The 14,363-nt window shown below is 41.7% G+C and carries 14 protein-coding genes and 1 pseudogene; 4 read left to right on the plus strand and 11 right to left on the minus strand.

Translation table 11 applies throughout. The features are described from left to right. Positions 1 to 9: 9 nt before the first annotated feature. The 5 genes from B4K11_RS08885 to B4K11_RS08905 all read right to left on the minus strand — a co-directional run bounded on the left by B4K11_RS08885 (position 10) and on the right by B4K11_RS08905 (position 2,938). Positions 10 to 369: a response regulator gene (locus B4K11_RS08885; protein WP_292955691.1), complete on the minus strand. Its 360-nt coding sequence runs from the start codon at positions 367 to 369 to the stop codon at positions 10 to 12. An 18-nt stretch (positions 370 to 387) separates the two neighbouring features. Continuing rightward, entirely contained in the window at positions 388 to 1,191 is an 804-nt protein-coding gene (locus B4K11_RS08890; protein WP_292955688.1) for a response regulator, read from the minus strand. Between the two features lie 450 nt (positions 1,192 to 1,641). Then, positions 1,642 to 2,067: a hypothetical protein gene (locus B4K11_RS08895; RefSeq protein WP_292955685.1), complete on the minus strand. Its 426-nt coding sequence runs from the start codon at positions 2,065 to 2,067 to the stop codon at positions 1,642 to 1,644. Further along, positions 2,060 to 2,338: a hypothetical protein gene (locus B4K11_RS08900; protein WP_292955682.1), complete on the minus strand. Its 279-nt coding sequence runs from the start codon at positions 2,336 to 2,338 to the stop codon at positions 2,060 to 2,062. The genes B4K11_RS08895 and B4K11_RS08900 overlap by 8 nt, the downstream gene beginning before the upstream one ends. Positions 2,339 to 2,341: 3 nt before the next feature. Continuing rightward, complete coding sequence (locus tag B4K11_RS08905) at positions 2,342 to 2,938, minus strand: YjaG family protein (protein ID WP_292955679.1); 597 nt, start codon at positions 2,936 to 2,938, stop codon at positions 2,342 to 2,344. 268 nt (positions 2,939 to 3,206) lie between these two features. Between B4K11_RS08905 and B4K11_RS08910 the strand changes: the two genes are divergently transcribed. Next, on the plus strand, positions 3,207 to 4,100 hold the full coding sequence (locus B4K11_RS08910) for an SIS domain-containing protein (RefSeq protein WP_292955676.1): 894 nt from the start codon (positions 3,207 to 3,209) through the stop codon (positions 4,098 to 4,100). A gap of 120 nt (positions 4,101 to 4,220) precedes the next feature. Here B4K11_RS08910 and B4K11_RS08915 read toward each other — a convergent pair whose 3' ends face one another. Beyond that, a complete protein-coding gene (locus B4K11_RS08915) occupies positions 4,221 to 5,426 on the minus strand; it encodes an SH3 domain-containing protein (RefSeq protein WP_292955673.1) in 1,206 nt (401 codons plus the stop codon). Positions 5,427 to 5,963: 537 nt separating this feature from the next. Between B4K11_RS08915 and B4K11_RS08920 the strand changes: the two genes are divergently transcribed. Then, positions 5,964 to 6,161: a PA3496 family putative envelope integrity protein gene (locus tag B4K11_RS08920; protein ID WP_292955670.1), complete on the plus strand. Its 198-nt coding sequence runs from the start codon at positions 5,964 to 5,966 to the stop codon at positions 6,159 to 6,161. A gap of 81 nt (positions 6,162 to 6,242) precedes the next feature. On the opposite strand, the gene B4K11_RS08925 is transcribed toward B4K11_RS08920, so the two are convergent. Further along, positions 6,243 to 7,733, minus strand: a complete 1,491-nt coding sequence (locus tag B4K11_RS08925) for an FMN-binding glutamate synthase family protein (RefSeq protein WP_292955667.1) — start codon at positions 7,731 to 7,733, stop codon at positions 6,243 to 6,245. A 503-nt stretch (positions 7,734 to 8,236) separates the two neighbouring features. Between B4K11_RS08925 and folE2 the strand changes: the two genes are divergently transcribed. Beyond that, the gene (folE2, locus tag B4K11_RS08930) at positions 8,237 to 9,172 is read left to right on the plus strand and encodes a GTP cyclohydrolase FolE2 (RefSeq protein WP_292955664.1); all 936 of its coding nucleotides are present in this window, start codon (positions 8,237 to 8,239) and stop codon (positions 9,170 to 9,172) included. A 69-nt stretch (positions 9,173 to 9,241) separates the two neighbouring features. On the opposite strand, the gene glmS is transcribed toward folE2, so the two are convergent. After that, positions 9,242 to 11,065 carry a glutamine--fructose-6-phosphate transaminase (isomerizing) gene (glmS, locus tag B4K11_RS08935; protein ID WP_292955661.1) on the minus strand — a complete coding sequence of 608 codons (1,824 nt, stop codon included), beginning with the start codon at positions 11,063 to 11,065 and terminating at the stop codon, positions 9,242 to 9,244. A 1-nt stretch (position 11,066) separates the two neighbouring features. Further along, positions 11,067 to 12,440 (minus strand): bifunctional UDP-N-acetylglucosamine diphosphorylase/glucosamine-1-phosphate N-acetyltransferase GlmU, encoded by a 1,374-nt coding sequence (gene glmU, locus B4K11_RS08940; protein WP_292959334.1) that lies wholly within the window; start codon positions 12,438 to 12,440, stop codon positions 11,067 to 11,069. Between the two features lie 119 nt (positions 12,441 to 12,559). Here glmU and B4K11_RS08945 point away from each other — a divergent pair, with 119 nt between their 5' ends. Next, on the plus strand, positions 12,560 to 13,300 hold the full coding sequence (locus B4K11_RS08945) for a TrmB family transcriptional regulator (RefSeq protein WP_292957389.1): 741 nt from the start codon (positions 12,560 to 12,562) through the stop codon (positions 13,298 to 13,300). A gap of 124 nt (positions 13,301 to 13,424) precedes the next feature. Here the strand turns inward: B4K11_RS08945 and B4K11_RS08950 are convergent, their stop codons facing one another. Further along, positions 13,425 to 13,850, minus strand: coding sequence for a F0F1 ATP synthase subunit epsilon (locus B4K11_RS08950; RefSeq protein WP_292957392.1), 426 nt, complete (start codon positions 13,848 to 13,850; stop codon positions 13,425 to 13,427). A 32-nt stretch (positions 13,851 to 13,882) separates the two neighbouring features. Then, positions 13,883 to 14,363, minus strand: a pseudogene (locus B4K11_RS08955) (F0F1 ATP synthase subunit beta); the annotation flags it as partial.

Raw genomic sequence — 14,363 nt, forward strand, 5'->3', positions numbered from 1 at the left:
CTTTACTCTTTAAGCCAGTGCATTAATTTGTACAAGAAGGTCATCTTCAGTAAATGGCTTAGCAATCATCGCTGTAGCCCCCTGAAGTTGTGCCCAAACTTTATCAGCCTCTTCCTTCTTACTTGATACAATTACAACTGGAATATCTTTTGTATCGTCATTTGAAGTAATTTGACGGCATGCAGAAAAGCCATCCATCTCAGGCATAACAATATCCATAAAAATCAAATCCGGCTGCTCACTCTTTGCCTTTTCCAGACCTTGCTTGCCATCACTCGCAACAACTACCTCAACACCACAAGAAGCAAGGACGGTACAAATATGTTTTTGCTGAACAGGATCATCTTCCACTACTAGAACTTTTTTCACCAACGTACTCCACTCACATTAAGCTTTTTGAAACTCATCAACCCAATTAGATACTCTGTTGATTACCTTTTGAAACTCTTCGGGCTCTATAGGCTTCGTCAAATAGGTAGAACAACCTGACATTATTCCTTTCACCTCATCCATAGGGGAGGTTTTTGATGTCAGCATAATAATTGGCGTTTTCTTAAATTCAGGACGCTTACGCATCTCGGTACAAGTTTCAAAACCATCAATACCGGGCATAACAACATCAAGAAAAATAAAATCATAACTATGACTAGCAATCTTCTCTAAAGCTTCCTCTCCAGTTGCTGCAAAATGAACATGCACAGGTAATGGCAGCTGTTGTAACTCTTTATTCAGTGCTTGCTGCATAATCTCATTGTCATCTACAACCAACACTTGGAAGCTCGTGCGACCAGAAGGTGGGAGCTCTTGCTCTACTTTCTCTACTGGTTTTTCATACTTACTAAACTTGTTTTCATCCTCATCAACACTACTCACTTCCATCTCTTCATTTTCACGGGTCATCTTATCTAATGCCCGCAATACACGAGAAGAAACTAAGGGGTAACCTAGATGGGTGTAGCTTTTATCTTTTGGCTTGCCTCTACCGACTAAAATCAACCGTGAATGGTAGCCTGACGGGAGGTCTTCCAGCTCTAGGTGCTCATTAAGATCAAAGCCAAAAACCAACATTAAATCAGGAAGGTCTGAAAAATCCGGTTCAACAAGCGTATATCGCGTTTGTTTAGAAAGCTTGAAGATTTTTTCCAGCTTTACACGCTGATCATCAGGAAAACCGACGGAACCTATCTGCATATACACCTCAATAACCTTGTAAATAACAAGGAAATGAAAGAATGATGAAAGAAAGGGTGACATAGAGATATGTCTAATTTTAAAAGCACTACATTACGAGTAAATGACACTATATGAGAGTTATATAGATATCTTTTAAACGCAGCGGTAGCGTTGCGACAACGTGCTGCACTAGCACTAACAGAGTAAAACTTAGCGTTCATAAATTAGTAAAACTGTCGCGCAAAGTTAATTATTGCGATCAGTTTCAATCCCTACTATTTTTATAGTTATTTTTTATTTTTTTTATAAGTGACGTCCCACGTCACTATTAACTACATATAACTGTACAGCCTTTATGCTAACAAATAACTAAAGTTGTACAGAAACAGCAGCTTATCTTATATCAGAAAATTATATATAAGGGAAAACAAAAAAAGCGAACATAATGATGTTCGCTTTAATTATCTATTACTTAGAGCAGAAAAACTGCTGTTGCCGCATCAGTAATCGGCACCCTTCTCCACGAATATCTCGCCCCCAACAACTCTCCCTTGCCCAGGTTTTATCATCCTCTGAACGCTCTTCGTTGTAGGCAGGAACGTTTTCACAGAAAGACTCCTCAGGCGACGCATGGGCTAAACAAGCGTTAAGAAATTTCCCATGTTTTACCGTGCAGGTAAAACCAGAACATTGATCAAAACTGGTTAACGTTTCTTCTAAACACGCCTGCTGACCTTCAGCTTTTCCTAAAGCCAAACCGCGCTTTTCATACTCTTCCACTTCTTGAGCTAATTCTGCATTCCAACCCGGTAGCCAAGAATCTTGCGTTAACCAAGCGCCAAAAATACCTATGATAATGACGAGAATAACGCCCCATACCAACTTCTTAATCATTAATTGATCCTTGTGGCGGACGCCAGAGTAAACCTTTCATACATAAAAGAAGCCCAACAACTGAAAGTAACATTGACCCATTAACAAGCAATGGGTAACGCGCCATCAAAGGTATAAATGGATGCTTTTGCTCTAGATCACATTCATTCAACAGATAATTGAAAGAGCCATTATTAGCAAGGCAAGCCTCAACAGCCGATTGATCAATAAAGAAAAACGTCATTAGAACCAACGAAGGGACAACAAGAAGGAACAAACCCACCTTTAACATAACTTACTCGCTACTACTGATACCTAAATTACTATAACCATCATTGTGAGCAAGCTCTCTAAGCTCAGCTAAGGCTTCTCTTCTAGGTAGATCATCTTGAACAATTTCTATAATGTCAGCATGAAAATCATCTTCTTGCTGCATCAGGTCATGAGTATTTATAAAGCGTACCAACTCATCATCTGAAATCTGATCATCTGCATTCATTTCGATAAATGTAGCTACCGCTTCCCTAGACATATTCGAAACATTAAACACTTCACCTGCATCTGCAGATAAAACCGTATTGAGTGTGGAATATAACGACACTATGGCATCAAGTGCTGGGGAGGCACCGTACATATCAAACTCTTCTAAGTTCGGCATGTTTGCTTCCACTTTATCAAGCTGAACTTCAAAGTTCATTTTTGCGCCAGTATTATTAAGATGGTCCCAAACAGCATCAAGAATTTGACGCATCTTATTGGTATCACCAAATTCCATAATCCGGGAGAATAAAGCAAAGTTAGGGAACATTCGTTCAGACATCGCCACACAATAAGCAGCTAACTGCCAATCTTTAAGATCGTAGAACTCTTTATCAACCCGCGGATCAGACATTTAATTCACCCAGTCTATTGGAAAGGCCGTATTGTACCAATTTTAAGTAGTTTTGCAGTGAATAATGTCAATCACAGTAGCCTAAGCGTTCACGTTTTATCTCCTAAATAAAAAACATATATGCTAGAAAAGCGACAATTCTCCCTCGGGGATGCTCTGAGTTGTAGAAGCTTGTTATACTTTAGGAAGGGCGCTTACTAATCCTCTCTTTGAGGATGTTTATAATTCTTCCTTAAGTGCACCTGAAATACACTAGAGAGGTGGGTAGTTGAATTCGTTTAATCTGCTTAAGTCCATTGCTGAAGCCCATGCAAACTTAAGAAAATCAGAACAGAAAGTCGCTAATTTTGTATTAGAACACCCAAATGAGGTGATCCATATGCGTATTGTCGACTTAGCCTCTGAAGCGAATGTCAGCGAACCTACAGTCGTCAGGTTCTGTCGTGCTCTACATTACGATGGGTTTCAGGATTTCAAACTGACCCTTGCTCAAGGTTTGGCAAGCAATACCAATTTCGAACAGTTCTCACTGAATACAAAAGATACTGTTATGGAGTTCAAAGAGAAGATCGTTGACTCCATGATTGGCAACCTGCTTAACATAAAAGAGCAGCTCGATACTGAAACTCTCGAATCGGCCATTGATAGCTTAGCCAATGCCAGAAGGGTAGAGTTTTATGGTTTTGGCGCATCGGCTCCGGTTTGCACTGATGCGGCACACAAGTTTCACCGTTTAAAGGTTTCAAGTACATCTTATTCAGATCCACATATGCAAGCCATATCAGCTGTATCTTTGGATGAACGGGATGTTGTGGTTGCTATATCACAAACGGGCCGTACTAAAGACCTTTTACATACGGTTCAATTAGTTAGAGACACAGGAACCACTGTCATTAGTCTATGTCCAAGTAACACCCCATTATCTGAAGCCGCAACAATTCCAATTCATATCGATTTAGAGGAAGACAAAGATTTGAGTACGCTTATGTCCTCTCGAGTTCTTCATTTAGTCGTTATTGACATACTCGCAGTGGGTGTAGCTATGAAATTAGGCCCTGGTTTAATCGACCACCTTAAAACAATTAAGCGTAGCCTTCGTTCTCTCAGGCAAAATGATAAACGCCTTCCGCACCGCCGCGCTTCCGACTTAACCGGTGAATAGTCCTCAACAAAGATATACGTCCGATCTTCATATCAATTGTTGAAAGATCGGGCACTACTCTACTAAACCCACTTAAAGATAAGCCTACTTACAAAATTCTATCTATCATTCAAAATATGATCACCACGACCTAAAGCCCCGGTCGTTCTGCAAATTTTCATCCAGACGGTTTTGCAAGTCATCCATCCAATTTAATCGATCAAGACGATCCTGAAGCTCATCTATGCTCCTATCCAGTCTTGCAGAATCGTCTTCTCTTTCTCTTTTCCTGCGCGCCAAAACATCCCATAACCCTCCGACATCATCTTGGCACTCACAACGTCCTGGAACGCCCCAATTGACGCCACCACTCGCTTCTTTCCATGAGCCATCAAGACTTATGATGAGTTCCTCCAAATCTTCAACATCATTGTCAAACTCATTATCTAAGCAGCGACTATAACGTCTTACTCTCTCAACAAATTTCTTACCGTCATAAGAATCAGCATTAACACTTGGAAGATCCGGCATCTCACAGTCATAATCATAAAAATCGAAGTCACGAATCTTAGCCTGTACATTTCGGAGATATTGTTTTTCCCGCGCTTTCGCCGCCTCAATCCGTACCAGTGCATCATTTCTATTAGCCTGCTCCTGTTTTTTCACCGTAATATCCTGGGTATCATCAACGGGAGGAATTATTGGCTGATTAACAGCAAACTCTTTTATACCTTGTGGCTTTTTATCGAGTAAAGCAGGCGCTTTTGCAGGGGAATGAACAATGTTTTGAGAATTACTCTCATCATCTCGTTCTTGAAGAAGTGATCCATGAATATAGCCACCCGTTTGCTCACTTAACTGAATGAGGTACCAATTAGTATTATCAATTTTTCCAAGAACAGCCACGACATCATTACGAGATAAGGTACCCATTTTTTTGTGATCGGTACTGGGTCCTAATCTGACATTGGCTTTAGACTTCGCGACAATTTTCATCTCCTTATCCATAAGCTCAAACGTATAATGCTCCTCCGCTTTCTCCCTGACAGCGACACGAACAACCGCGTCATTATGCATAACCACAAGCTTTTGAGACCAAGCAGGATCCGCTCCAAACATTGTTAACACCTGAGCTTTAGTTTCTATTGGTAGCACAAACGATGACAATAGATTAGCCACGACAAAAGCCGTTATCGGCCATCGGTAGATACTCTCTTGATTCAACCCAGAAAAAACAAAACGCGCTAAAAATGCGATGACGCCTATGTAGACCAGCATAATAGTTGCAAGAGTCATCAGCCCTTCTGTTAAATATGTGGTTATCCCCATATCCTTAATAACCGGCACCGTAAATCCCAATATAAAGCCGCAGGCTGCTGCTGGAAGAGCGAAAAAAAACGCTAGATACTTTTCCCTTGATCATCACTCATTTAATACACCCTTTTTTACACATCGACATCCTTGATAAACGTACAAATAATACTCAATTTTTATCGAATATATAAAGAAAAAAGCATCAAATATGCAAATTACTGCGCTGCCAAACAATAGGGATAAGCAGGCGTTTGAAGACTCCCTGATCTAAGCGTATTTACCAGATACTGGTAAGCAGGACCTTACGGTTTTGTCACTTTTTTTACATCTTTTCGTCATCTCTTTGAAACAGCCCCTCCCTAAGATAAGCCATCGAAATCATTCAAATTCAGCCTAAATTGTTTGAAATTTAGCCAAAGCTATTATAAAACTAATATTAGGTTGTTTAAAAAAAGAGCATAAGTTTGTTTATCAAACCATTATGTTCACTCACCAGTGCCCTTCTAATAGGTACATTTTCTCCGTACTAGTTGGGCCTTCTGACCGTTAGGATAAGATCAGGAGCTTATAATGCTGAGCAAAACAGAAGACCTAAACGAAACTCAAACTGAAGTATTCGACCTCATTGTAGGTTTTGAAGAAAAAGAACAACTCTCTCGCAAAAAGCTAGCTTCAAGGAGAGCATTAAAAACACGCCGGGCGATAGAACAACGCTTCGAAGAGAAAGAGCTTGCTGCCAATATAGAAGAATGTTGGTTAGAAAATTAAAACGATAAGAAAACGCCAGTCGATAGACTGGCGTTTTTTAAATACCTAAGAGCGATCGCCCTTAGTAAATAGCACTTAGGCTCAGTACTCTGGATACAAGATATTCAGTGGTATAGAACGGCTGCCTTCAACAACAATCGCACAATGCTTACGTTTTAGCTTGCGAGGTTCTGTTACACCACAAGAGTGAGCAATCATCTCGACTTCATAAACTAAGTGATTGTGATAATTTGCTACACGATCAGCTTTGACCTCTGGAACAAGCCCCCTTTGAAGATCAGGATCATGTGTCGTAATACCTGTCGGACAAGTGTTTTTATTACACTGTAGAGCCTGGATACAACCCAAAGCAAACATAAAGCCTCGGCCTGTCACCGCGAAATCAGCCCCCATACAAATGGCTGCAGCAACATCAGTCGGATTAATAAGTTTGCCCGAAGCGATGACGCGTACACGTTTTCGTAAATCATGTGACATCAATTTATTAACGACGATAGGTAAACTCTCACGCAACGGTAAACCTACACTATCCATTAGCGGCATCGGCGCTGCGCCTGTCCCCCCATCACAACCATCAAGGGTGATGAAATCTGGCGCATACTCAACACCTCGCTCTGTCACTTTCTCACAGAATTCGTCTAACCATTCAGAGTCACCTAAAACCATTTTAAAGCCACAAGGTTTACCGGTAACGGTACGAACATGCTCGATCATATCAAGCAATTCATCAATAGAGGCTATATCAGGATGTCTGTTCGGGCTAAGAGAGTCTTCGCCTATTGGAATACCACGTACTGCTGCAATTTCAGGCGTCACTTTCTCCGCAGGAAGAATCCCCCCTTTACCAGGTTTAGCACCTTGACTGAGCTTGATTTCAAACATTTTAACTTGAGGAAGCGCGCCTTTTTCTTTTAGCTTTTCATCACAAAGTTTGCCATCAGCGTCCCTAAGTCCGTATTTAGCCGTGCCTATTTGATAAACAATATCGCACCCGGCTTCTAAGTGAAAAGGAGATACCCCTCCTTCTCCGGTGTTCATCCAGCAACCTGCTTTTTTAGCACCTTGTGCCAAAGCTTGCACTGCCGGCTTCGACATTGCACCGTAGCTCATACCCGATATATTAAAGAAGGAAGCTGCATCATAGGGTTCACGACAATAAGGCCCAATGCGCAAACTTTGGGTTTTAACGGCATCTTCTTTTAAGGTAGGAAAAGGACAATTCAAGAAATAATAAGTGCCCGGTATTCTCAAATCACGTGAAGAACCAAAAGCGATCGTGCTATCAACGTTTTTAGCCGCGCGATATACCCAAGAGCGCTGCGCTCGGTTAAACGGCATCTCCTCTCGATCCATCGCAAAGAAATATTGACGAAAAAACTCTCCCACATGCTCAAAAAAATACCTAAAGCGGCCAATTAAAGGATAATTTCGCCTTATCGTCTGGGCAGTTTGATGTTTATCTATCTGGTAAATAACCAAAGCAACCACTGAAGCGATTACAAATAGCAGAAGAAATGCAATACCAACAAAAGCAATAAAGTTAATCGCAAAGCTAGTAACAGAATCATTCATGCAATAGGCCTCCTATAAGACTATGCATTGCACCTTAAATGGCACTTTTACTTATTTTTTATGATCTTATCACTCAAGAGTAAATAGATAAGCGCAAAATATCTAATAATGTCAGACTTAATCAGCTATTTTCGAACAAAAACATATAAATATAGCTTTATCACGGCACAATCGTTCCCTTCTTCCCAAAATAAGCATTCAACAATAGCCTATTTAACATCTTAAATTTGCAAAAACCCTTTGCCTAGAGGTATTGTACGTCGCTCTAAATCTAAGTTAGTACTTTTTGACTAATTTCAGATGAATAAATTACGCCAAAATGATGAATAACAGCTCCATTCTACATTGCCAGATAGCGCTTGTTTTTAGCTAAAGTGCCCTCATCTAACTATATTGAATGTAGAATGAAGCAACAGTAGCTCTTGAGACGCGTTAACTAAACGCTGTCTGAAATATTGTTTTGAACTCTGATTATTGCAACTATTTAAGTGGAAGACCTATTCATGACCAATTTGCCTGACGTTACCAGTAACCAAAACCCTGAGATTCACGGCTCTTTGGATTGGGTAGGCATGAACGGAATAACCGTCCCATTGCAATTCGAAGACAGTAAGCTGGGTGTCAATGATATAGAAGCCCGTGTAAATACCTACGTTAACTTGGTTAACCCCAAAGTTAAGGGTATTCATATGTCCCGCTTATACTTAGCATTAAGTAACTTTTTTGAAAACCAAACACTTAATGTGCCAGCACTAACCGACTTTTTATCTCATCTTTTAGACAGCCATCACGATATCAGTACTCAGGTATTCCTTAATTTCGAATTTGATTTCTTAATTAAGCGCGATGCTCTTAAAAGTGATAATAACGGCTGGAAAAACTATAAAACGACCCTGCGCGCTACGCTGAAAAATGATGAAGTTGTTTTGGAACTCGCAACACGTGTTCCTTACTCTTCTACGTGCCCATGCTCTGCAGCCTTAGCTCGTCAGCTGTTACAACAAGCATTTAGTGCTGATTTTGAAGGTAAAGAAGGCATCAATGTCGAAGATGTAGAAAAATGGTTACTCTCTGAGAAAGGCTCTTTTGCTACTCCTCATAGTCAACGTAGCCAAGCAACTGCGTGGGTTAAGTTAACGAAAGATATGGGCGCTTTCCCTCTGACTGATCTAATCGATCAAGTTGAAGATGCACTGAAAACACCCGTACAAACAGCGGTAAAACGTGCGGATGAACAGGAGTTTGCCCGTTTAAATGGTCACAACTTAATGTTCTGCGAAGATGCTGCTCGCCGTGTTAAACAGGCATTACAGAATCAGCCTCTTTATTCTGATTTCTGGCTTAAAGTAGAACACTTTGAAAGCCTACACGCTCATGATGCAGTGGCATTGGCATCTAAAGGAATCGAAGGCGGCTACAGCCCGGCAGATTATAGTTAAACTCAACAGCTATATAAAAAACGCCGCTACGGTTTAACCGCGCGGCGTTTTTTTATGCCTAATTTAATATTATTCAACGGTTACAGACTTAGCCAAGTTACGTGGTTGATCAACATCAGTGCCTTTTAACACAGCAACATGATATGAAAATAGCTGTAACGGAATGGTATAGAGAACCGGCTGCATCACCTCATCACACTCAGGCATATTCAATAAATACGTTGCTTCCTCTTTACTGACTCGATCAGAGCCTGCAAAAACGAACAATTCTCCACCACGTGCTTTCACTTCCTGAAGATTTGCTTTGAGTTTATCGAGCATATCGTTTTGAGGAGCCACAGCAACTACAGGCATATCCTTATCAACTAAAGCGAGAGGGCCATGTTTTAGTTCGCCTGCGGGGTAAGATTCCGCATGAATGTAGGAGATCTCTTTTAACTTAAGCGCGCCTTCTTTAGCGATCGGATACAAAGTACCACGGCCTAAGAATAAAGCGTGGTTCTTCTCTGCAAACGCTTGGGACATGTTTTCAATATCTGAATCCATACCTAATGCATTCTCAACTTGTAGAGGTAACGCTCTTAATGCTTGAATAATCCGAGCTTCCGTATCAGCCGTCATATTGTTTCTACGGCCTAACGCAATCGTCGTTAACATTAGCGCAACAAGCTGTGTAGTAAATGCCTTTGTGGACGCAACACCGATCTCAGGGCCCGCATTAGTCATCAAACATAGATCTGATTCACGTACTAAGGTGCTTCCAGGCACGTTGCAGATAACAAGTGAGGCCAACACGCGAGACTTAACTTCACGAAGAGCGGCTAAGGTATCGGCTGTTTCACCTGATTGAGAGATCGTTAAGAACAAAGTGCCCTCAGCAATCACTACAGGTCGATAGCGGTACTCACTTGCCACCTCAATCATACAAGGGATGCCGACTAGATCTTCAATCCAATATTTAGCAACAAGGCCAGCATGGAAGCTTGTTCCGCAAGCAATAATCTGTACCTGTTTTACTTGATCAAAAACGGCTGCCGCTTGGCTACCAAAGCACTGCTCTAGTAATTTATCACCGCTAATCCTGCCTTCAAGACAAGCGCTAATAACCTCAGGCTGTTCGTAGATCTCTTTAAGCATATAATGCTTAAATTCGCCTTTATCCGCTGCGCTAATACCGTGTTCAAATTGCGTAACTTCACGCTCAACAGCTTCGCCATTATGATCAAAAACAGTAATTTCAGAAGCGGTTAACGTTGCAACATCACCATCTTCTAAAAACATAAAGCGGTCAGTTACTTGCAGTAAAGCAAGCTGATCAGAAGCAATAAAATTCTCACCGATGCCCACACCAATAACTAAAGGGCTACCTTTTCGTGCGGTTACTAACTGCTCAGGATGGTCCTTATGAATCACCCCAAGTGCATATGCACCTTCTAACTGTTTGATAATACTGGCTACAGCATTTTGCAATACAGGTTCGGTTTTCAACTGCTTAGCAAGTAAATGAGCGATCACTTCAGTGTCAGTATCAGAAGAAAATACATAGCCATCACTCTGAAGCATCTCTTTGAGCGCTTCAAAGTTTTCAATAATGCCATTATGCACAATAGCTAAAAGATCAGACGACATGTGCGGATGTGCATTACGTTCATGAGGGACACCATGTGTCGCCCAACGCGTGTGCGCAATACCTGTTGTACCTATCAGCGGGTTATCTTGTAATGCATCCGCTAACGACTGTACTTTACCATTGCGACGGCAACGCTCCACTTGTGATCCGGTATAAAGTGCGACACCCGCAGAGTCATATCCTCGGTATTCAAGACGGCGCAAGCCTTCCACTAAAATATCTTGTACAGGGCGTGCAGCAACGGCACCTACAATTCCACACATATTAGTTTCCTTTCTCTTTTTTCTGCGGACGCGGCCAATTCTTAATTGAGGTTTGTTTCGCCCTTGTAACAGCTAATGCAGCTGGATCAATATCTTTGCTAATTGTAGAGCCTGCACCAACCGTTGCCATTTTGCCTACTTTGACTGGGGCAACGAGAGCTGTATTTGAACCAATGAATGCATTATCGTCGATTTCAGTCGTTGATTTATTAACACCATCGTAATTACAGGTAATAGTACCCGCACCTACATTTACATCTTTACCTAAAATTGCATCACCAACGTAAGACAGGTGATTAATTTTAGATCCCTCTCCAACAATCGCTTTTTTGGTTTCAACAAAGTTACCGATTTTCGCTTTGTTAGCCAGCTGAGTACCTGGACGTAGACGCGCAAAGGGACCTATATCACATGATTCAGCAACCACCGCATCTTCAATAACCGTATTAGCTTTTATATGTGTGCCAGCACCAATCGTACAATTTTTTAGATAGCAGTTAGGCTCAATAATAACGTTATCTCCCAGCGTTACATCGCCTTCCAGTACAACATTCACATCGATCAGTAGATCCAGTCCAATATTTACATTGCCTCTCACATCTATACGAGAAGGGTCTGCAAGCGTAGCGCCATTAACCATCAACCACTCAGCACGTTGCAGTTGATACCAACGCTCTAGTTCAGCCAGCTGAACACGATTGTTAACGCCCTGCACTTCCTCTTCGGCTTCTGGCTGTATTGCACTGATCTGCACACCACCCTGAGCAGCCATGGCAATAATATCTGTCAGATAATATTCACCTTGGGCATTCTCAGAGGAAAGCTGAGGTAACCAGTCGGCTAAATATTGGCTTTTAACCGCTAATATTCCAGTGTTCACTTCAGTGATAAGATGCTGCTCAGCTGTTGCATCCTTATGTTCCACAATAGCGATAACCTGATCATCACTATTTCTAACAATACGGCCATATCCTGTCGGATCTTTAAGATTTACCGTTAATAGTGCCAGATCTCCTGTGGCGGCAATGTTAACCATCTCTTGCATAGTCGCAGCTTGAGTTAAGGGAACATCTCCATAGAGAATCAACACCACACTATCTTCGGCAACATTAGGCATTGCCTGAGCCACAGCATGACCTGTACCTTTCTGTTCAGCCTGCAAAGCAAAATTAAGTGTCTGACCTTCTAGCGATTGGCGAAGTAGGTCTGCTCCATGACCAATCACAACATGTGTATCAACATCAGCCATCTGCGTAGCTGTATCGATTACATGTTGAACCATCGGCTTTCCACCGACTTTATGAAGTACTTTTGGCAGGTTTGATTTCATACGGCTGCCCTGTCCGGCAGCTAAAATGACAACGTCGACTGACATAATGTAAAACTATCCTTGTGGCCTTGCGCCTAGATTAATAATTACCGCTTTATTATTGACGCACTTTAAAGTAAAAATAGTTTCATACAATCCCTTTTGTCACAAACTTTATGACAATTATGAATAATGAAATATTTGAACTACTCGGCTTAACAGCCCGTGAAACTGAGATCTATAGGGCCCTTCTCTCTTTAGGAGCAAGTTCCATTCGCGCAATTGCTGATAAATCTGACATTAATCGTGGCAGCACATACGAAAGTCTCAAAGAGATGCAACGTAAAGGGATCGTTACGTACCTTCCTAAAGGTAAACGTCGCCTATTTTCTCCAGTCGACCCAGATTACTTATTACAACTTGCTGAAGAGCGCCGTTCAGGAATAGAACAAGCGATAGACACACTTAAACAGAGTATTATTCCTGAACTTCAGCACTTAAAGCCTGACTTTAATACTGCTAATGTTCAATTCTATGAGGGTGATGAGGGTATAGAACATGTACTTAAAGATATTCTAGGGACTGTTGATAATTCTGAGGAACAAAGCTATTCAGTCTTCTCCTCTAAGCCGATTAGGCAACACCTTTATCGACCTTTCCCCAACTTCACTAATCAACGTATACAGCGTGGTATAAGCGTACAGGTAATAGCAATTGGCGATGGCGGTGAGGATGCAGAGTTATCAGAACGTAAGTGGATAAAAACTGAGGGTAAAGTCGATGCTGCGTATATTGCTATCTATCCTCCCAAATGCGCCATTATCTCTCTGGCATCTGAGAATTATCCCACCGCGGTAGTGATAAATTCAGCTGAAGTTGCAGCAGCTCAAAAGATTATCTTTAATACGCTTTGGCGGCTTTTATAATAAGTAGGCTCTCCGCTAATGTCTTATCCTTCTCTGTATTGGCTACAGATTAATAAATAATTTTCCATAAACGAAAAAGGCAACCCGAAGGTTGCCTTTTATATCGTCGATTGTAAAAAGGGTCTTAGCGACCAAGCTTTTTACGAATCTCCTGTAGAGTACGAAGCTGAGCTGCTGCTTCTGCAAGCTGAGATGCCGCTTTCGAGTATTCGAACTCGGAAGTTTTATCAGCCATTGCTTGTTCAGCATGATTCTGAGCTTCTTGCGCTGCTGCTTCATCAAGGTCTGCTGCATGCAGAGCAGTGTCTGCAAGAATAGTTACCTTGTGAGGTTGAACCTCGAAGAAGCCACCGGATACATAAAAGATATCCTGTTCGCCACCCTGTTTACGTAATTCGACAGGTCCTGGTTTCAGTTCCGTCAGAAGCGGAGCGTGACCTGGGTAAACACCCAAGTCACCCAGGCTACCTGTTACGGATACGAATTCGATCAGGCCAGAGAAGATTTCGTTCTCAGCACTAACGATGTCGCAATGAACAGTCATAGCCATATTTATACCTCGTAAAGGTTAGCTAAAAGCATTTACATGCTTTTAGCTTTTTCGATCGCTTCGTCCATACCGCCGACCATGTAGAACGCTTGTTCTGGTAGGTCGTCGTACTGTCCTTCAAGGATGCCTTTAAAGCCGCTGATTGTATCTTTAAGAGATACGTACTTACCTGGAGAACCAGTGAATACTTCAGCAACGAAGAATGGCTGAGATAGGAAACGCTGGATCTTACGAGCACGCGTTACAACCTGCTTGTCTTCTTCAGACAACTCATCCATACCCAAGATAGCAATGATATCTTTCAGCTCTTTATAACGCTGAAGAACACCCTGTACCTGACGAGCAATATCATAATGCTCCTGGCCGATAACCAATGGATCAAGCTGACGTGAAGTCGAATCCAGTGGGTCAACCGCTGGGTAGATACCCAATTCTGCGATTTGACGAGACAGTACTACTGTCGCATCAAGATGCGAGAAGGTTGTTGCTGGAGACGGGTCAGTCAAGTCATCC

Origin of the sequence: Neptuniibacter sp. UBA6509, from assembly GCA_002435145.1 — a bacterium.
In the GTDB taxonomy this organism is placed as follows: domain Bacteria; phylum Pseudomonadota; class Gammaproteobacteria; order Pseudomonadales; family Balneatricaceae; genus Neptuniibacter.